The organism is Klebsiella sp. C349492 (genome assembly GCF_042055345.1).
Lineage (GTDB): Bacteria > Pseudomonadota > Gammaproteobacteria > Enterobacterales > Enterobacteriaceae > Klebsiella > Klebsiella scottii.
On the sequence record NZ_JANQCE010000005.1, the window covers coordinates 209,557 to 228,036 of the forward strand.

Below are 18,480 nucleotides of genomic sequence, written 5' to 3' on the forward strand. Positions count from 1 at the left end.
TATTCGTAGGTAGTCCAGGAATGCTTAGCGCAGGCCCAGAAAATCGATAATCTGAGTGAAATGATCTTCAAAGCCGACAAATGCATGATTGCCGCCCTCCTCTACCGTCTGCCGACATGAGGCGTAGTAGCCAACGGCCTGGCGATAATCCAGCACTTCATCGCCCGTTTGCTGTAACAGCCAGAGTAAATCAGGCGATTCCAGCGGGTCGATTTGCATGACTTTGAGATCGTAAATATGGCGAGACTCTAGCACATATTGCTGCCCCGTGTACGGATTCTCATTGAGGCCGAGGAAATTGTTCAGCAGCTCAAACGGGCGCACAGCCGGGTTTACAACCACCGTCGGCAGCATAAAACACTGCGATAGCCAGGTTGCGTAGTAGCCTCCCAGCGAGGAGCCCACGACGCCCAGCGGTTCTCCGCCATGTTCGAGAACAATCGCTTCCAGCAGCTCCGCCGCTTCAGCAGGGTAAACCGGCAGCTCCGGCACCACCATGTTAATTTCAGGATAATTTTGCGCCAGCCACGCCTTCAGCGCCGTCGCTTTAGCCGATCGCGGAGAGCTGTTAAATCCGTGCAGATAGAGGAGCGTAGCCATCAGTATCCTTCAGAAGCGATATCCGGGTGAAATTTCACGCCGCTAAGGCGGCAGACCTCGGTCGTCAGGGTGCCGTCGGGATACAGATCCAGCCAGCGCCAGCCAGGAGAAACGGTATCCAGCGTAAAGTTGTCGCAGTGCGGCTTAAACTGCACGCAGGTCGATGGCGTGGCCATCATGCGTCGCCCGCTCCAGTTGAGATCCAGCTCCTGGTGAATATGACCGCACAGCAGATGCCTGACCCGAGGAAAAGCGGCTAACGCGCGATCGAGCGCCCCGGCATTGCGCAGGCTATGCTGATCCAGCCAGCTACAGCCCGAGGCGAGAGGATGATGGTGTAACAGCAGCAGCGTATAGCGTTCAGGTTCTGCCGCGAGCTTCTGCTCAAGCCACTCCAGCTGAAAATCGCTCAACTCACCGTGGGGAACGCCGAATACCTGGCTGTCCAGCAGCAGTACTTGCCAGTGGTCGCCGAGCAGAACGCGTTTAGCGGGGGAAATGCCTGATTCCTGCAGCGTGCTGTACATTGCCGGCTGAAAATCATGATTCCCCGGCAGCCAGACGCAGGGCGCAGAAAAACTCGCGATACCCTCAGCGAAGTGCTGATAGGCCGCGGCCGAGTGGTCCTGTGCCAGATCGCCTGTCGCGACAATCAGATCGCACTGGCGCTGTGAGGCGTGGATGGCATCCAGCACAGCCTGATAGCTTTCCCAGGTATTGATGCCTAACAGCGTTTCATGTTTTTCAGCAAACAGGTGAGTATCAGTAATTTGTAATATCCTGACTCTGGCCTCACCAGCCAAAGGAAGGTTTAACAGGCTTTCCAAATGGTGTCCTTAGGTTTCACGACGCTAACAAACCGGAATCGCCATCGCTCCATGTGCTAAACAGTATCTCAGCCAGTCGGCTAAGAACTGGTTAATTTGATGCTTTTCGTCGCGTTGATGCAACTTTTTATTAGGATAATCATACCGCGCTTTGAAGCGAAAAATCTGCTGACTCGAACACACTTCGGCCACCATCGCGTCATGATACAGGCGTACCGTCATGGACGGTAAACTCCAGTAGCTTACCGCCGGAGCCGTTTGCTCAATCGACACCAGTGTAGTGTAGCGGGTCGATTCAACGATAGTTAGCCGGTATTGCGCACTGCCCACCTGGTAGCCCGCCATATCGCCCACTGCATCGGTTCGAGGCAGCAGGCGGCGCAACTGGGCAAAATTGGTTTCACACAGGCGCATCATTTCCGGGAAGTCAGGTGTATAACGCTTCATTTTAGCCACTCATTACGTAAATTTTGATAGTGCAGCTGCAGCCATTGCAGCGCGATGACAGAAGCTGCGTTGTCGATCTTCCCTTCTTCTACCCACTGATAAGCCTGCTCCCTGCTTACCACATGAACCCGAATATCCTCATTTTCATCCGCCAGGCCGTGGATGCCTTTTGCCGTCGTCGCATCGACCTCCCCCACCAGAATCGACAGCCTCTCGCTGGTGCCGCCGGGGCTCGCCAGATAGCTCAGCACCGGCTTTGTTCGTCCGACTTCAAGGCCCGCCTCTTCTACCGCTTCACGCCGGGCGACGTCCTCAGGCGTTTCGCCTTCTTCAATCATGCCGGCAACCATTTCGAGCAGCCACGGGCTCTCGCTGGTATCATAGGCGGCAATGCGAATCTGCTCGATCAGCACAACTTCATCACGTATCGGGTCAAAGGGTAGCAAGACGGCGGCATGCCCGCGCTCAAAAATTTCGCGCGTCACTTCGCCGCTCATCCCGCCGTTAAACAGACGGTGGCGAAAGCGGTATAAATCCAGCGAAAAAAAACCACGATAAAGCGTTTCGCGTGCAATAATTTCTACATCGTTTTTAGCGAAGGTAATTCCCTGCTTGTTGGGCTTGCTCATTGTCGGTGTCCTGCGAATTCGAAAGTAGGGATTTATAAGCCGTTTGGCTACCGTTTTACAGTCCGTATGTTAGATTGGTGCAAATTACCGCCGGATGGCACGTAACGCCAACTTTTTACGGCGACAGACTCTATACAATCAGCAGATATATTTAGATTTTGGGCAGCGCTTTATGCTTCACAACAAGGAATGCAAATGAAGAAATTTTTCCCCATCCTTATCGGCCTGGGCCTGACTGGCTTCAGCGCCATAAGCCAGGCAGAAAACCTGATGCAGGTTTATCAGCAGGCGCGCATCAGCAACCCTGACCTGCGTAAATCAGCAGCCGATCGTGATGCTGCATTCGAAAAGATCAACGAAGCACGTAGCCCGTTACTGCCTCAGCTCGGTCTGGGTGCAGATTATACTTATACCAACGGCTATCGCGACAGCAACGGCATTAACTCTAACGTCACCAGCGGGTCGCTGCAGTTAACGCAAACGCTGTTCGATATGTCGAAATGGCGCGCCCTGACGCTGCAGGAAAAAACGGCCGGTATTCAGGACGTCACCTATCAGACTGACCAGCAGACGCTGATCCTGAACACCGCTACGGCCTACTTTAACGTGCTGAGCGCCATCGATACGCTCTCCTATACCGAAGCGCAGAAACAGGCGATCTATCGTCAGTTGGATCAGACCACTCAGCGTTTTAACGTGGGCCTGGTTGCCATTACCGACGTGCAGAACGCCCGTTCCCAGTACGACTCCGTGCTGGCGAACGAAGTCACCGCACGTAACAACCTCGATAATGCGGTTGAAGCGCTGCGTCAGGTGACCGGCAACTACTATCCGCAGCTGTCGTCGCTGAACGTTGACGGCTTCAAAACCAACAAGCCGGAAACGGTTAACGCGCTGCTGAAGGAAGCGGAAAACCGCAACCTGTCGCTGCTGCAGGCTCGTCTGAACCAGGATCTGGCGCGTGAGCAAATTCGCCAGGCGCAGGACGGCCACATGCCGACTCTGGATTTAACCGCCTCCACAGGTGTCTCCAACACCTCTTATAGCGGTTCAAAAACCCATAACAGCAACCAGTATAACGACAACGACGCGGGCCAGAACAAAATCGGCCTGAGCTTCTCGCTGCCGCTGTATCAGGGCGGGATGGTTAACTCGCAGGTGAAACAGGCGCAGTACAACTTCGTCGGCGCCAGCGAGCAGCTGGAAAGCTCGCACCGCACCGTGGTGCAGACCGTTCGTTCTTCCTTTAATAACATCAACGCCTCAATCAGCAGCATCAATGCCTACAAACAGGCCGTGGTCTCTGCCCAGAGCTCCCTTGATGCGATGGAAGCCGGCTATTCCGTTGGTACGCGTACCATCGTTGATGTGCTGGATGCGACAACTACGCTGTATAACGCCAAGCAGCAGCTCTCCAGCGCGCGTTATAACTACCTGATTAACCAGCTGAACATCAAGTCCGCGCTCGGTACCCTGAATGAGCAGGATCTGGTTGCGTTGAACAATACGCTGGGCAAACCTGTCGCGACCTCACCGGATAGCGTTGCGCCGGAAACACCGCAGCAGGACGCCAGCGCCGACGGCTACGGCAACAGCGCAGCGCCAAAACCGGCGGCAGCTCACACCACGAAAACCAGCGGCGCGAATCCTTTCCGCCAATAATCTTCGTTGCGTCATAGCGCTTCGCTTAACGGATTGCGTTAAGCGGAGCGCTAAACGTAAGGCAACGTAAAGATCCCCTCCTTTCAGCCCCTATTCGCTTCATTTTCCACCACTCATCCTCTATCCTGAGCGTTAACAAACCGCCATACCACTGGGTCCAGGAAGACAAAAATGAAACGGACAAAAAATATTAATCATGCCTCGTTCCGCAAAAGCTGGAGCGCACGCCATCTGACGCCGGTCGCTCTTGCCGTGACGGCCGTCTTTATGCTCGCCGGCTGCGAAAAAACCGACGAGACGGTTTCTCTGTATCAAAATGCCGATGACTGCTCTGCAGCCAACCCTGGCAAAGGCGCAGAGTGCACAACCGCCTTTAATAACGCGACCAAAGAAGCCGAACGTACCGCGCCAAAATACGCCACGCGTGAAGATTGCGTGGCGGAGTTCGGTGAAGGCCAGTGCCAGCAAACGCCGGCTCAGGCAGGCGTAGCGCCGGAAAATCAGGCTCAGGCGCAAAGTAGCGGCAGCTTCTGGATGCCGCTGATGGCTGGCTACATGATGGGCCGCATGATGGGCGGCGGCATGGGCGCACAGCAGCCGCTGTTCAGCTCGAAAAACCCGGCCAGCCCGGCCTATGGTCAGTACACCGATGCCGGCGGCAAGAGCTACGGCGCCGCGCAGCCTGGCCGTACGATGAACGTACCGAAGACGGCGATGGCGCCAAAACCAGCGACCACCAGCACCGTGACCCGCGGCGGCTTCGGCGAGTCGGTGGCGAAACAGTCCGCCATGCAGCGTAGCGCCGCTGGTACCACCTCATCCAAACGCTCAATGGGCGGCTAACACTCATGGAAAGAATCAGCATCACGGAGCGCCCGGACTGGCGCGAAAAGGCGAATGAATATGGCTTTAGCTTTCATACCATGTACGGCGAGCCGTACTGGAGCGAAGAGGCCTATTACAAGCTGACCCTGGCGCAGGTTGAGAAGCTGGAGGACGTTACCGCCGAGCTGCATCAGATGTGCCTGCAGGCGGTAGAAACCGTGATCGGCAGCGATGAGCTGATGGCCAAATTCCGTATCCCCAAACACACCTGGGGCTTCGTGCGCCAGTCGTGGAAAACCAACCAGCCGTCGCTCTATTCGCGCCTCGACCTGGCGTGGGACGGCGTTGGGGAACCAAAGCTGCTGGAGAACAACGCCGATACGCCAACCTCGCTGTATGAGGCGGCCTTCTTTCAGTGGATTTGGCTGGAAGATCAGCTCAACGCCGGCCAGCTGCCGGCAGGCAGCGACCAGTTCAACAGCCTGCAGGAAAAGCTGATTGAGCGCTTTACCGAGCTCCGGGAACAGTTTGGCTTCCAGCTGCTGCACATGGCGTGCTGCCGCGATACCGAAGAGGATCGCGGTACCGTACAGTATCTGCAGGACTGCGCTGCCGAAGCCGGTGTCGCTACCGAATTCCTCTATATCGAAGATATCGGTCTGGGCGAAAAAGGCCAGTTTACCGATGTTCAGGATCAGGTTATCGGCAATCTGTTCAAGCTTTATCCGTGGGAGTATATGCTGCGCGAGGTGTTCTCCACCAAGCTGGAAGACGCCGGCGTACGCTGGCTTGAACCGGCATGGAAGAGCATTATCTCCAACAAGGCGCTGCTGCCGCTGCTGTGGAAGATGTTCCCGAACCACCCTAACCTGCTGGCATCCTGGTTCAGCGAAGACGCGCATCCCGAAATGGAGAAGTACGTCATCAAGCCGATTTTCTCCCGCGAAGGCGCAAACGTGTCGATTGTTGAAAACGGCAAGGTGGTGGAAGCGGTAGAAGGCCCGTACGGCGAAGAAGGTACCATCGTGCAGGAGTTCTATCCGCTGCCGAAGTTTGGCGATAGCTATACGCTGATCGGCAGCTGGCTGATCAACGATAAGCCAGCCGGGATCGGCGTTCGTGAAGATCGGGCGCTGATCACCCAGGATCTTTCACGTTTCTATCCGCACATTTTCGTCGAGTAGTATCCCGCCCCGGCAGCACTGCGCCTGCCGGGGCATCTCCATTTCCCCGCTACGCGCCGACAAGCACTGACAGCATGCTTAACGACCCCATTTCCATTCCTTCTACCGGCACGGAAATCGGCTCTTCGCCGTCCCAGGCGCCCAGCACGTACAGCAGCGGCAGGAAGTGTTCCGCCGTCGGGTTTGAGAGCGACCCGCCCTCATGCGCCAGATAGTTCACCAGCGGATGTTCCTCAGCCGGCCCTTTCCAGGTCAGATTCGTTTTCACATACTCATTAAACGACTCCGCCCAGGGATACGGCGTGCTTTCGCCATGCCAGCGCGCCGTGCGCAGGTTATGCACCACGTTACCGCTCGCTATCAGCATAATGCCTTCATCGCGAAGCGCCGCCAGCCTGCGTCCCATCTCCAGATGCCAGACCGCCGGCTTGCTGCTGTCGATGCTCAGCTGCACCATCGGAATATCGGCATCAGGGTACATTTTGATTAGCACACCCCACGAACCGTGGTCGAAGCCCCAGGCTTCTTTATCCAGCGTCACCGGTACGGGCGCCAGCAGCTCAACCAGGCGCTGCGCCAGCTCAGGGGAACCGGGGGCCGGATAGTGCGTATCGTACAGCGCCTGCGGGAAGCCGCCAAAATCATGGATCGTTTTCGGAGCTTCCATCGCCGTGACGCCGGTACCGCGCGTAAACCAGTGTGCGGAGACCACCACAATCGCCCGCGGACGCGGCAGCGTTTCGCCCAGATGCCGCCAGGCGCGAGTATAGATGTTATCTTCCAGCACGTTCATCGGGCTGCCGTGGCCTAAAAACAACGCTGGCATTCGGGTAAGGGACATGATGATATCCTTGAGTAGAGGAGATTTGATGCCTTCACATTACGCGTTTTTGCATCAGGATAAACTCAGATAAGCGTGATGATCATCATCAGAAAATTTGAATGTAAGTCGCGGTAAAGGACTCATTTCCCTCTCGCTGCCGTCAGACAATATGGATATTATGAATGATAATCATTATCAAAGGAGCTGAGTGATGTCATCCCCCCTAATATTGACGCTGCTGGCCGGCAGCGCGACCTTTATCGGCGCGATTTTCGGCGTATTGGGCCAGAAACCTTCCAACCGCCTGCTGGGTTTTTCTCTGGGTTTCGCCGCCGGGATCATGCTGCTTATCTCGCTGATGGAGATGCTGCCCGCCGCGCTGAACGCCGAGGGAATGTCGGCGCTGCTCGGTTACGGCATGTTTGTTATCGGCCTGCTGGGCTACTTTGCGCTGGACCATATGCTGCCGCACGCCCATCCGCAGGATCTGATGTCACCCGGCGTCCCCCGCCCGCGCAATCTGCGCCGCGCCGCAATTCTGCTGACGCTCGGTATCAGCCTGCACAACTTCCCGGAAGGCATCGCCACCTTCGTGACGGCCAGCAACAACCTGGAGCTGGGCATAGGCGTCGCGCTGGCCGTCGCGCTGCATAACATTCCCGAAGGGCTGGCGGTGGCGGGCCCGGTGTATGCCGCGACGGGCTCACGCCGCAAGGCGGTATTCTGGGCCGGGCTATCCGGAATGGCCGAGATCCTCGGCGGCCTGCTGGCCTGGCTGATCCTCGGCAGTCTGGTATCGCCGGTGGTGATGGGCGCCATTATGGCGGCCGTCGCCGGGATTATGGTGGCGCTGTCGGTTGATGAGCTCATGCCGCTGGCAAAAGAGATCGATCCGCAAAGCAACCCAAGCTATGGCGTGCTGTGCGGTATGTCGGTGATGGGATTTAGCCTCGTGGCTTTGCAGGCGATGGGGATTGGCTAACGCCAAAAACAACAAAGCCCACGATTACGTGGGCTTTGGGATGCAGCGAAGCCGGATCAGCTGGCTTTACGCTCGTGATCGCGGCGATAGGCCACCAGATCTTCAATGGTGACCACGGCCATATTGTGCTGCTGAGCAAATTCGATGCACTGCGGCGCGCGGGCCATAGAGCCATCGTCGTTAGTCAGCTCACACAGAACCCCAGCCGGCTTGAAGCCTGCGAGCGTCACCAGATCGATAGTGGCTTCGGTGTGGCCGCCGCGGGTCAACACGCCGCCCGCCTGAGCGCGCAGCGGGAATACGTGGCCAGGACGATTCAGGTCGGATGGTTTTGCGCCATCGGCAATCGCAGCACGTACGGTGGTGACGCGGTCGGCCGCAGAGACGCCGGTAGTGACGCCAGCGGCGGCTTCGATGGTCACGGTGAAGCCGGTGCCGTAGGCGCTGGTGTTATTTTCCACCATCATCGGCAGGTCAAGCTGCTTGCGGCGTTCATCGGTCAGGCACAGGCAAACAATACCGCTGCCGTGGCGAATGGTCAGCGCCATCTGCTCAACGGTCATGGTTTCGGCGGCGAAAATCATATCGCCTTCATTTTCACGGTCTTCATCATCCAGCACCATCACACCGCGGCCTTCGCGCAGTGCATTTAAAGCGTGTTCCACACGTTCAAAAGCGGTACCAAAAGAGGAAAGGAGCGTCTGATTCATGGTAAAAAAACCTCATTAAAATTATGGTTACCAGAATCAGGGCAGTCTTAGGAGTGCCGGTTAAGCGGCAAAAGTCAACGCAAGCGGATGCAATCCGACTGAGCCGTTACTCTCTCCCATCCGGACTCTAACCGTCGGCCCCGGAATTACACCGGATCTGCTGACCTTTCTGCTTTCGCAAAAAGCGCTCGCGGGCTTTCAACGCTATGGTTGATTTACCGCCGGTGGGGAATTTCGCCCCGCCCTGAGAATAAGCGAGATAACTATAACGCTATTGATTATCCTCGGCAATGCATAAGCTTCAAACATTTCTGGTTTATAGGCGGCGCCGATCGCACTACAATGGACGGTAAATCGACCAGAGCAGGAAACCACCATGATTGACCCGAAAAAAATTGAACAGATCGCCCGCCAGGTCCATGAATCGATGCCGAAAGGCCTTCGTGATCTTGGGGAAGACGTGGAGAAAAAGATCCGTCAGGTGCTCCAGTCGCAGCTGACCCGCCTGGATCTGGTAGGCCGTGAAGAGTTTGACGTGCAGACTCAGGTGCTGCTGCGCACCCGCGAAAAGCTGGCTTTACTCGAACAGCGCATTAGCGATCTGGAAAGCCGTTCGGCCGCGCCGAGCGTCGAAGAGAAGCAGTAAAAAATAACGGGCCATCAGGCCCGTTGTTGTATCAGTGCTCCAGCTCTCGCGCCGGCGCCTCTGCCTGGCTGACCTGACGACAGTAGAGCGCATACCGCTGGCAAAACCATTCACGATGATCCTCATCCATATTGCCGACAATTGCCTCAAGATCAACGACGTGGCCTTGCGCGCGCATTCTGGCAAAGCTCAGTGCCAGAAAATCGAAATTATTCATTGAATACAGGTCGTTATGGTTCATCCGCATACTCCTTCAGCCGTTGGTGTTCTGATTGGTCATATGCTTTACTGACTTCAGTATTTATCCTTACGTTAACTTTTTTTGCGCGAAAAATGCGCAAAATAAGAACAATTATTGCGCTGAATCATTTCCGTCATCAATTAAATAAAAAAAGCCCGCGATCGGACGATCGCAGGCCTCTCCAGCATGACTTTCTCGCTACCTTCCCGACCGCGTCGTGCTTACCGGGACGATGATCGAGCCGCCGCTTAGCAGGAAAACATTACTTCCCGCTATCTTTCTGGATCTTTTTGATGATGTTAGTGGTCGAACAGCCATCTTCAAAATTCAGCACCAGTACCTCACCGCCGTTTGCCCAGACCTCTTCGCTTCCGGCAATCTGTTCTGGCTTATAGTCACCGCCTTTCACCAGCAGATCCGGCAGGATCCCGGCGATCAGGCGCTGCGGCGTGTCCTCCTCGAAAGAGACCACCCAGTCAACGGCCTCCAGCGCGCCCAGGACGATCATCCGCTGCTCAAGCGGGTTCACCGGACGGGACTCTCCTTTCAGACGTTTTGTCGACGCATCGCTGTTAACCGCAACAATCAGGCGATCGCCCAGCTTGCGCGCGTTTGCCAGATACGAAACGTGGCCCGCGTGCAAAATGTCAAACACGCCGTTGGTCATCACCACTTTCTCACCGCGCTTACGCGCCGCGGCAACCGCCTGCTTGAGCTCTTCTTCATTCATCACGCCAAAACCGGTCTCTGCGCGCCCGCGTACCGCGTTTTCCAGCTCGATCGGTGAAACGGTTGAGGTGCCCAGCTTGCCGACGACCACGCCGGCCGCCGCGTTGGCGAAATAGCACGCCTCTTCCAGCGTATTGCCTGAGGCAAGCGTCGCCGCCAGTACGCCAATAACCGTATCACCGGCGCCGGTGACGTCATACACTTCCTGCGCCTGGGTTGGCATATGCAGCGGCGGTCTGCCCGGCTGCAGCAGCGTCATGCCCTGCTCGGAGCGGGTCACCAGCAGCGCGGAGAGTTCAAAATCAGCAATAATCTTCAGGCCGCGCTCAACGATTTCCGCTTCGTCCTTACATTTCCCCGCCACCGCTTCAAACTCAGAGAGGTTCGGGGTCAGCAGCGTGGCGCCGCGATAGCGCTCGAAATCGGTGCCTTTCGGGTCGATCAGCACCGGGACGCCCGCATCCCGCGCCAGCTTAATCATCGTCTGCACGCTGGCCAGAGCGCCTTTCGCATAGTCAGACAGGACCAGCGCCCCGATAGAACCCAGCGCCTGCTGAATACGTTCGTGCATGGGCTGCGGATCGACGCCGGAAAAGCCCTCTTCAAAATCAAGACGGATCAGCTGCTGGTTGCGTGACAGCACGCGCAGCTTGGTGATGGTCGGGTGCGTCGGCACCGAAACGAAGTCGCACTTCACGTTGACGTCGGCCAGCGCTTTACTCAGCGCGCGGGCGGCATCGTCAATCCCGGTCAGGCCAACCAGCCGCGAGGTCGCACCGAGCGACGCGATATTCATCGCAACGTTTGCCGCACCGCCGGGACGTTCTTCGATATTTTCCACTTTCACCACCGGCACCGGGGCTTCAGGGGAAATACGGCTGGTGGGACCATACCAGTAGCGGTCCAGCATCACATCGCCAACCACCAACACTCCTGCTCGTTCAAACTCCGGCAGCGTTACTTTCATTACTCTCTCCTGCGAGATGCAAACTTTGCGCGCGATAATAGCACACCCGGTTTTTTAGTTAAGCCATCAACCACTTCTGCCAGCTGGCGCTAACCTGCTCACGCTCCTGAGCAAAGGCCTCCGGTGCGACGTTTCCCGGCTGCTCCTGCAGCGCCAGATGGTGCAGCGCATCGCGCAGCGTGGTGTAGGCATGGGTCAACGCCCGGGCCTCTTCTTCATCCATAATGTCGTTCTGCGCCAGCAGCTCCAGAATGCGCACATTATCAGACCAGCGCGTCAGCTTCGGCTTGTCGTGGGCATAGCGTAAGACCAGGTACTGGGTGATAAATTCAATATCGGTGATCCCGCCGGCATCGGCTTTAATATCAAAGCGATCGCGCTGCTTATTGCCAAGATGGGCGCGCATTTTCTCACGCATTTCCCGCACCTCCGTCTGCAGCGTCGCCCCCTCGCGCTGGCGGGTGAGGATAGCGCGACGAATCTCATCAAAGCGGATCTGCAGCTCAGGATCGCCGTAGACCACGCGCGCGCGGACCAGCGCCTGATGTTCCCAGGTCCAGGCTTCATTTTGCTGATAGTCGGCGAATGAATCGGCGGTGGTGACCAGCATGCCCGCGGCGCCTGACGGACGTAAGCGCGCATCCACTTCATACAGGATCCCGGAAGAGGTACGGGTACTGAAGAGATGCATAATGCGTTGCGCCAGACGCAGATAGAACTGGCGGCCGTCAATCTCGCGTTCGCCGTCGGTCATGGCCTCCTGCGGGCAATCATGGAGGAACACCAGATCCAAATCGGAGCTGTAGCCCAGCTCCCAGCCGCCCAGCTTGCCGTAGCCCACGACGGCAAAGCCGCGCCCCTGACGGTCGCGCAGATGCGTCGGCTGGCCATAGCGCGCCACCATCTGCATCCACGCCTGCTGAACTACCGCATCGATCATCGCCTCGGCCAGCCAGGTTAAGTGATCGCTCACTCTCATCACCGGCAGCGTACCGGCGATATCCGCAGCGGCAATATGCAGCAGCTGCGCCTGCTTGAACTGACGCAGCGCCTCCAGCTGCTGCTCTTCATCCTCTTCCGGTACGCGCAGTAAATACTGGCGCAGCTCATCGCGATAGGCGTCGGTCGCCGTCGGCTGATAGAGCGTATTCGGGTCCAGCAGCTCGTCCAGCAGCAGCGGGTGGCGCGCCAGCTGGCTGGCGACCATCGGCGAGGCGGCGCACAGGGAGATCAGGTGTTTCAGCGCGCCGGGGTACTCGCTGAGCAGCTCCAGATAGGTTGTTCGGGTCACGATGCCGGTCAGCAGCGGCGTAATGCGCGCCAGCGGCAGCAGCGCATCGGCACGCGAGCAGACTTCGCTGAGCAGGTGCGGCATAAGCTGATCCAGCACCTGCCGCCCGCGCGGGCCAATGGTGCGCCTGTCCAGCTCTTTACGGAAATCAGCGATCAGTGCCAGCACGCTGCGCCGATCGGCATCATCGAGATGCGTCAGCGCCGGGCTGGTATCATCCTCCTCCAGCGCGTCCTGCCACAGCTCGCGCCAGTACTCGGCGAGCTGTTCATCCGGCGACTGCGCTTCATCATCGCCAATCAGCTCGTTGAACACCCGCCGTACGCTGGCCATTTTCTCTTCCAGCTGCGCGCTCAGCGTCTCCCAATCGGCAACCTGCATCCCCCATGCCAGGCGAGCGCGGTTGAGCTCATCCTGCGGCAGGGTTTGCGTCTGCTCATCGTTGATGCTTTGCAGCAGGTTTTCGAGGCGACGTAAAAACAGGTAGGACTCGCGCAGCCGGGAAGCATCGCCTTCCGGCAGCAGATGCAGTTCGTCGATAGCCGCCAGGGTTGGGAGTAGCGCCCGCAGCTGCAGCGCGGGCTCGCGGCCGCCGCGGATCAGCTGAAATACCTGAACGATAAATTCAATTTCGCGGATCCCGCCGGCGCCGAGCTTGATATTGTCCTTCAGCCCGCGGCGGCGAACCTCGCGGGCAATCATCCCTTTCATATTACGCAGCGACTGGATCACGCTGAAGTCAATGTAGCGACGGAAGACGAACGGCCGCAGCATGGCGCGCAGCTCGCTGGCATAGATGCCTTCGTTATCGCCCATGATCCGCGCCTTAACCATCGCATAGCGCTCCCAGTCTCGCCCCTGCTCCTGGTAGTAATCTTCCAGCGCGGCGAAGCTCAGCACCAGCGGGCCGCTGTCGCCAAACGGGCGCAGACGCATATCCACGCGGTAGACAAAACCGTCCTGGGTGGCCTGATCGAGGGCCTTAATTAAACGCTGGCCGAGGCGGGTAAAGAACTGGGCGTTATCCAGCTCTCGGCGGCCACCGCGGGTTGCGCCGTGCTCCGGCCAGGCAAAAATCAGGTCGATATCGGAGGAGAAGTTAAGCTCTCCTCCGCCAAGTTTACCCATCCCGAGGATCAGCAGCGGCTGCGGCTTGCCTTCGGCGCTGCAGGGCGTGCCCCACTCCTGGCAGCAGGCGGCATATAGCCAGTCCCGGGCGGCGACAATCAGCGTCTCCGCCAGCACGCTGAGCTGCTGCAAACTACTCTCTTCGCTGACCAGCGACAGCGCCTGGGCCCAGGCGATGCGCACCATAATCCGGCGGCGAAAGAGGCGCAGCTCGCGCATCAGCGCCGCTTCGTCATTGACCTCCGCCAGCGCCGTCCGTAGCCAGTCGGCATAGTGGCGCCACTCATCCGCTTCCGGCACCGAACTCTCCAGCTCTACCAGCCACTGCGGCTGGGCAACCAGGCTCTGCTCGACAAAATCGCTGAACGCCATAACCGACTGCGCCTGCGGACTTAACGTTTGTAATGGAAAATCCGCTGGTAGCCGGTCTACAACCGTCTGCCAGTGCTGCTGTAACTGCGAAGAAAGCGGCATTATAGGGGTCTCCCTGGCCTGAAATTATCGTTTTCCACTATGCAGCCAGAACGGTTCCGCGGCCAGCGCCTGACGACGGAAATATTCAATGACGCTGCTATCCCGGTGCTCAACGGCCCGACGAAGCTCTTTCCAGTTTTCCAGCCATGACGATGCGGCGTCGGCGTAAGCGCCGGCTAACAGCTGAATAGTGTCGATTTCGCGCGCCAGGCGCGGCAGCTGGCCCTCATACTCATCGCCCAGCGACTGCAGGAACGCGTTTTTCAATTCAGCCGCCGCCCGCGAAAGCTGAATATCGGCAAAGCGTTTAAAAGACCCGGCAATTTTCTTCTGCGCGTTCTCGTTGAGAAACTCGCGCCAGCCGCGGCTTACCAGCCATTCCGTCAGCATCAGCTTCGCGCTGACGGTGGCGATGCTGAACAGCGCCGCCTGCGCATTTTCAGCCGCTGACAGCGCCGCCTCCGCTTCGCTTAGCTGCTCGCGCAGCGCCGCGGTGGCTTTACGCGGCACGATGCCGCCGAACAGCGCCAGCGTATGACGCAGGCGGGCAATCGCTCGCAGAATTTCGCCTTTTGCCGCCGGGTTGCCGCGGCTCCAGACTTCATCATGATAAAGCCAGTGGGCCAGGGCACTCTCCAGCGCCGCCTCCATTCCCTGCTCAACGCTGGCCTTCGCTACAGCCGGCAGAATATCCAGCGCGGTCAGCGGACGTTCGCCGTCGCCCTGAGCCAGATGGTAGCCTCGCGCCGCCTTGCTCAGACTACCCTGACGCAGCGCGCCGGTATCCAGCAGACGACGGGCGAGGATCAGGACATCTGCGGTATTGCCGGATAAAAGCTCCAGCTCCAGTTCACAAATGGCTTCCTGATGCTCACCGGCCTTAACCTCACCGCGATCGAGGGCGATTTCAATCTGGCTATCTCCTTCGCTCACCACCCATTTTTCACGTTCAAAATCAGTGCTGAAGAGCGGCTGTACGCTTTGCGCCAGCTCGGCCGGCAGTTCACCCTGCGGCCACACTTCCGCCGGCAGCAGGCCCAGCGCCAGCTCCGGTTTTTCCAGCGGGATGTTGTATTCCGGGCGCTGATGCAGCCCGCCCACCACCCGGCCGGCAATTTTCAGGGTCATTTCGTAACGACCGCGATCGCCGCGAATACGCAGCCCCATATCATGACGGCGCAGCCAGTTATCCGCCGTTTCATAGTAAATATTGAGCAGCTGTCCTGCGGGCGTGTGCTGCGCATTGAGCGTATTAAGATGCTGACGCAGTGTTTCCACACCGCTATCGGAGACGATAAATTTTAATTCGATTTCTTGCGCCATGACTGAATTTTTCCGCTTCTGTGCTCTGCAGGGAAAATACGGCGAACTAACGCCGATATTTCTTGTCAGTAGATAATATTTTGCGGCGAATCGCCATGCAATGCGCATTTTGCCGGGCCACCTCCTGGATGTTTCCGATTGTGGCGGAAAACTTTGCGTCGCTATGGTGATGCCACTACTATCGTTCAACTTTTTATGACCAAACGATGACCTGATGCCAAAATTACGCCTGATTACGATAACTTTGCTGGCGCTTAGCGCCGCTACGGCGGTTCATGCAGAAGAAAAACGCTATGTTTCTGATGAGCTGAACACCTGGGTTCGCACCGGTCCTGGCGATAATTATCGTCTCCAGGGAACCATTAATGCCGGGGAGCAGGTCTCTCTGCTGCAGACCAACGACAGCACGAATTACGCCCAGATCCGCGACGGCAACGGCCGCACCGCCTGGATCCCGCTGAAAGAGCTGAGCAATGAGCCCAGCCTGCGCACCCGCGTACCGGATCTCGAGAATCAGGTTAAGACCCTGACCGACAAGCTTAACAACATCGACACCACCTGGAACCAGCGCACGGCGGACATGCAGAAGAAGGTCGCCGGGAGCGATAACGCTATTAACGCCCTGAAAGATGAGAACCAGAAGCTGAAAAATGAGCTGGTTGTCGCGCAGAAAAAGGTCAATGCCGCGAATCTGCAGCTTGATGATAAGCAGCGCACCATCATTATGCAGTGGTTTATGTACGGCGGCGGCGTGCTGGGCGTTGGCCTGCTGCTTGGGCTGGTGCTGCCGCATCTGATCCCGAGCCGCAAGCGTAAAGACCGGTGGATGAACTAATTCGTCTTCTCTGCCAGACTTACGTATCATCCAGCGCAAAGTAGATACGGGAGAATCAGGCGTGAAGATTTATTTGGTCGGCGGTGCCGTCCGGGATGCATTACTCGGACTACCGGTCAAAGACAGAGACTGGGTGGTGGTGGGCGCCGCGCCCTCAGAGCTGCTTGACGCGGGCTACCAGCAGGTAGGCCGCGATTTTCCCGTGTTCCTGCACCCGCAAAGCCGGGAGGAGTACGCCCTGGCGCGAACCGAGCGTAAATCCGGTGCCGGCTATACCGGCTTCACCTGCTACGCCGCGCCCGACGTCACCCTCGAACAGGATTTACTCCGCCGCGACCTGACGGTTAACGCCCTCGCCCAGGATTCAGACGGCCAGATTATCGACCCCTACGGCGGCCAGTCCGATCTGCGCCAGCGCCTGCTGCGCCACGTTTCACCAGCTTTTAGCGAAGATCCGCTGCGCGTTCTGCGCGTAGCGCGCTTTGCCGCCCGCTACGCCCATCTCGGGTTCCGCATTGCGGATGACACCATGACGCTGATGCGCGCGATGGCCGATGCCGGCGAGCTGGCGCATCTGACGCCGGAGCGGGTGTGGAAAGAGACCGAGAGCGCGCTGGGCACCCGCAACCCGCAGGTCTTTTTCCAGACCCTGCGCGACTGCCGCGCGCTCGGCGTGCTGTTCCCGGAAATCGAGGCGCTATACGGCGTACCCGCACCGGCCAAATGGCATCCGGAAATCGACACCGGCCTGCATACCCTGATGACCCTGACCATGGCGGCAATGCTGTCGCCGGAAATCGACGTGCGTTTCGCAACCCTGTGCCACGATTTGGGCAAAGGGCTGACGCCGAAAGCGCTCTGGCCTCGTCATCACGGCCACGGGCCGGCCGGCGTCAAGCTGGTCGAGCAGCTTTGCGCTCGCCTGCGCGTCCCGAATGAGATCCGCGACCTGGCGAAGCTGGTCGCCGAATTCCACGATCTGATTCATACCCTGCCGATACTGCAGCCCAAAACCCTGGTCAAGCTGTTCGACAGCATCGACGCCTGGCGCAAGCCGCAGCGGGTGGAAAAAATTGCCCTCACCAGCGAGGCCGACGTTCGCGGCCGCACCGGCTTCGAAGCCTGCGACTATCCGCAGGGGCGCCTGCTGCTGGAAGCGTGGCATATCGCCCGGTCGGTCTCGACGAAAGAGGTGGTGGCGGAAGGTTTTAAAGGACCGGAGATTCGCGAGGAGTTAACGCGGCGGCGTATTCTGGCGCTCGCGCAGTGGAAGGAAGAACGCTGCCCTCAGCCGCAAGACTGAGGGCCAGGGTCTTAGAAGAAGACTACGTAAACGACCGCCGCCACGATAAAGCGGTAGATAGCGAACGGAATAAACGAAATACGTTTAATCAGCTGCAGGAAGGTCTTAATCGCAATCAGCGCCACGATAAACGCCATAATAAAGCCGACGGCAAACATCGGAATATCGCTGGCGTTCAGGAAGCCGATGCTTTTATAAACGTCCAGCACGGTGGCGCCCATCATCATCGGTACTGCCAGCAGGAACGAGAACTCCGAGGCCGCATAGCGGCTGACGCCCATGAGCATGCCGCCGGAAATCGTCGCGCCGGAGCGAGAAAAGCCCGGCCACAGCGCCAGGCACTGGAAGCAGCCAATCACGAACGCCTGACGATAGGTCATATCGTCAACGCCTACCGCGCGCGGCTCCTTCGGCTTCAGCACCTCAGCGGCAATCAGCAGCACGCCGCCGACCACCAGCGCATACATCACGTTGACCGGGTTAAATAGCGACTTAATGGTGTCGTGGAATATCAGGCCCAGCACCACCGCCGGAATCATCCCTAACAGAATATGGATAAGCGATAAGCGACCGCTGCCCTGCCCTTCATGCGCAGGTGGTTTACCGAAATGGATACCGATCAGGCCAAACAAACGACGCCAGAACATAACGACAACGGCAAGAATAGAACCTAACTGAATGACCACCTCAAATGTATTTGCAGTATCACCTTCAAATCCCAGCAGATGACCAACAATAATCATATGACCAGTACTGGAAACAGGTAAAAACTCTGTCAAACCCTCAACCACACCCAATATTGCCGCCACCAGCAGCGAGTGTATATCGCTCATCCAATAAACCCTTTAAAAGTA

The 18,480-nt window shown here is 57.9% G+C and carries 18 protein-coding genes and 1 riboswitch; of the genes, 7 read left to right on the forward strand and 11 right to left on the reverse strand.

Features of this window, described 5'->3' with window-relative positions; all coding sequences use genetic code 11:
• Positions 1-24 precede the first annotated feature (24 nt).
• From yqiA to nudF, 4 genes are read right to left on the reverse strand one after another with little or no spacing between them, the layout of a single operon-like run.
• Positions 25-600: an esterase YqiA gene (yqiA, locus tag NWP14_RS18815; protein ID WP_045856855.1), complete on the reverse strand. Its 576-nt coding sequence runs from the start codon at positions 598-600 to the stop codon at positions 25-27.
• Positions 600-1,427 carry a 3',5'-cyclic-AMP phosphodiesterase gene (gene cpdA / locus NWP14_RS18820; RefSeq protein WP_095099552.1) on the reverse strand — a complete coding sequence of 276 codons (828 nt, stop codon included), beginning with the start codon at positions 1,425-1,427 and terminating at the stop codon, positions 600-602. Before cpdA ends, yqiA begins: the two co-directional genes overlap by 1 nt.
• Before the next feature lie 24 nt (positions 1,428-1,451).
• Positions 1,452-1,874, reverse strand: a complete 423-nt coding sequence (locus NWP14_RS18825) for a DUF1249 family protein (protein ID WP_041147275.1) — start codon at positions 1,872-1,874, stop codon at positions 1,452-1,454.
• A complete protein-coding gene (gene nudF / locus NWP14_RS18830) occupies positions 1,871-2,503 on the reverse strand; it encodes an ADP-ribose diphosphatase (RefSeq protein WP_095099554.1) in 633 nt (210 codons plus the stop codon). Before nudF ends, NWP14_RS18825 begins: the two co-directional genes overlap by 4 nt.
• Before the next feature lie 195 nt (positions 2,504-2,698).
• On the opposite strand from nudF, the gene tolC reads away from it, so the two are divergent.
• The 3 genes from tolC to NWP14_RS18845 all read left to right on the forward strand — a co-directional run bounded on the left by tolC (position 2,699) and on the right by NWP14_RS18845 (position 6,174).
• A complete protein-coding gene (tolC, locus tag NWP14_RS18835) occupies positions 2,699-4,165 on the forward strand; it encodes an outer membrane channel protein TolC (protein ID WP_331834897.1) in 1,467 nt (488 codons plus the stop codon).
• Between the two features lie 171 nt (positions 4,166-4,336).
• A complete protein-coding gene (locus NWP14_RS18840; protein ID WP_095099559.1) occupies positions 4,337-5,008 on the forward strand; it encodes a DUF1190 family protein in 672 nt (223 codons plus the stop codon).
• 5 nt (positions 5,009-5,013) lie between these two features.
• A complete protein-coding gene (locus NWP14_RS18845; RefSeq protein ID WP_095099561.1) occupies positions 5,014-6,174 on the forward strand; it encodes a glutathionylspermidine synthase family protein in 1,161 nt (386 codons plus the stop codon).
• Between the two features lie 49 nt (positions 6,175-6,223).
• On the opposite strand, the gene ygiD is transcribed toward NWP14_RS18845, so the two are convergent.
• Positions 6,224-7,015, reverse strand: coding sequence for a 4,5-DOPA dioxygenase extradiol (gene ygiD, locus NWP14_RS18850; RefSeq protein ID WP_095099564.1), 792 nt, complete (start codon positions 7,013-7,015; stop codon positions 6,224-6,226).
• 193 nt (positions 7,016-7,208) lie between these two features.
• Between ygiD and zupT the strand changes: the two genes are divergently transcribed.
• Complete coding sequence (gene zupT / locus NWP14_RS18855; protein WP_095099566.1) at positions 7,209-7,979, forward strand: zinc transporter ZupT; 771 nt, start codon at positions 7,209-7,211, stop codon at positions 7,977-7,979.
• 56 nt (positions 7,980-8,035) lie between these two features.
• Here zupT and ribB read toward each other — a convergent pair whose 3' ends face one another.
• Positions 8,036-8,689, reverse strand: coding sequence for a 3,4-dihydroxy-2-butanone-4-phosphate synthase (ribB, locus tag NWP14_RS18860; protein WP_375215809.1), 654 nt, complete (start codon positions 8,687-8,689; stop codon positions 8,036-8,038).
• 104 nt (positions 8,690-8,793) lie between these two features.
• A riboswitch (FMN riboswitch) is annotated at positions 8,794-8,945 on the reverse strand.
• Positions 8,946-9,065: 120 nt separating this feature from the next.
• Between ribB and NWP14_RS18865 the strand changes: the two genes are divergently transcribed.
• Positions 9,066-9,335, forward strand: coding sequence for an accessory factor UbiK family protein (locus NWP14_RS18865; protein ID WP_331834900.1), 270 nt, complete (start codon positions 9,066-9,068; stop codon positions 9,333-9,335).
• Between the two features lie 31 nt (positions 9,336-9,366).
• Here the strand turns inward: NWP14_RS18865 and glgS are convergent, their stop codons facing one another.
• The 4 genes from glgS to NWP14_RS18885 all read right to left on the reverse strand — a co-directional run bounded on the left by glgS (position 9,367) and on the right by NWP14_RS18885 (position 15,488).
• Positions 9,367-9,576, reverse strand: coding sequence for a cell surface composition regulator GlgS (gene glgS / locus NWP14_RS18870; RefSeq protein ID WP_375215810.1), 210 nt, complete (start codon positions 9,574-9,576; stop codon positions 9,367-9,369).
• A gap of 262 nt (positions 9,577-9,838) precedes the next feature.
• Positions 9,839-11,272, reverse strand: a complete 1,434-nt coding sequence (hldE, locus tag NWP14_RS18875; protein ID WP_095099576.1) for a bifunctional D-glycero-beta-D-manno-heptose-7-phosphate kinase/D-glycero-beta-D-manno-heptose 1-phosphate adenylyltransferase HldE — start codon at positions 11,270-11,272, stop codon at positions 9,839-9,841.
• Between the two features lie 58 nt (positions 11,273-11,330).
• Entirely contained in the window at positions 11,331-14,168 is a 2,838-nt protein-coding gene (gene glnE, locus NWP14_RS18880; protein ID WP_375215858.1) for a bifunctional [glutamate--ammonia ligase]-adenylyl-L-tyrosine phosphorylase/[glutamate--ammonia-ligase] adenylyltransferase, read from the reverse strand.
• 21 nt (positions 14,169-14,189) lie between these two features.
• Positions 14,190-15,488, reverse strand: a complete 1,299-nt coding sequence (locus tag NWP14_RS18885; protein WP_375215811.1) for an inorganic triphosphatase — start codon at positions 15,486-15,488, stop codon at positions 14,190-14,192.
• A gap of 214 nt (positions 15,489-15,702) precedes the next feature.
• Between NWP14_RS18885 and NWP14_RS18890 the strand changes: the two genes are divergently transcribed.
• Both NWP14_RS18890 and NWP14_RS18895 read left to right on the forward strand, forming a co-directional pair.
• Positions 15,703-16,323 (forward strand): TIGR04211 family SH3 domain-containing protein, encoded by a 621-nt coding sequence (locus tag NWP14_RS18890; RefSeq protein ID WP_041147288.1) that lies wholly within the window; start codon positions 15,703-15,705, stop codon positions 16,321-16,323.
• A gap of 61 nt (positions 16,324-16,384) precedes the next feature.
• A complete protein-coding gene (locus NWP14_RS18895; RefSeq protein WP_095099583.1) occupies positions 16,385-17,626 on the forward strand; it encodes a multifunctional CCA addition/repair protein in 1,242 nt (413 codons plus the stop codon).
• A gap of 11 nt (positions 17,627-17,637) precedes the next feature.
• Here the strand turns inward: NWP14_RS18895 and bacA are convergent, their stop codons facing one another.
• Entirely contained in the window at positions 17,638-18,459 is an 822-nt protein-coding gene (gene bacA / locus NWP14_RS18900; RefSeq protein ID WP_095099585.1) for an undecaprenyl-diphosphate phosphatase, read from the reverse strand.
• Positions 18,460-18,480 lie beyond the last annotated feature (21 nt).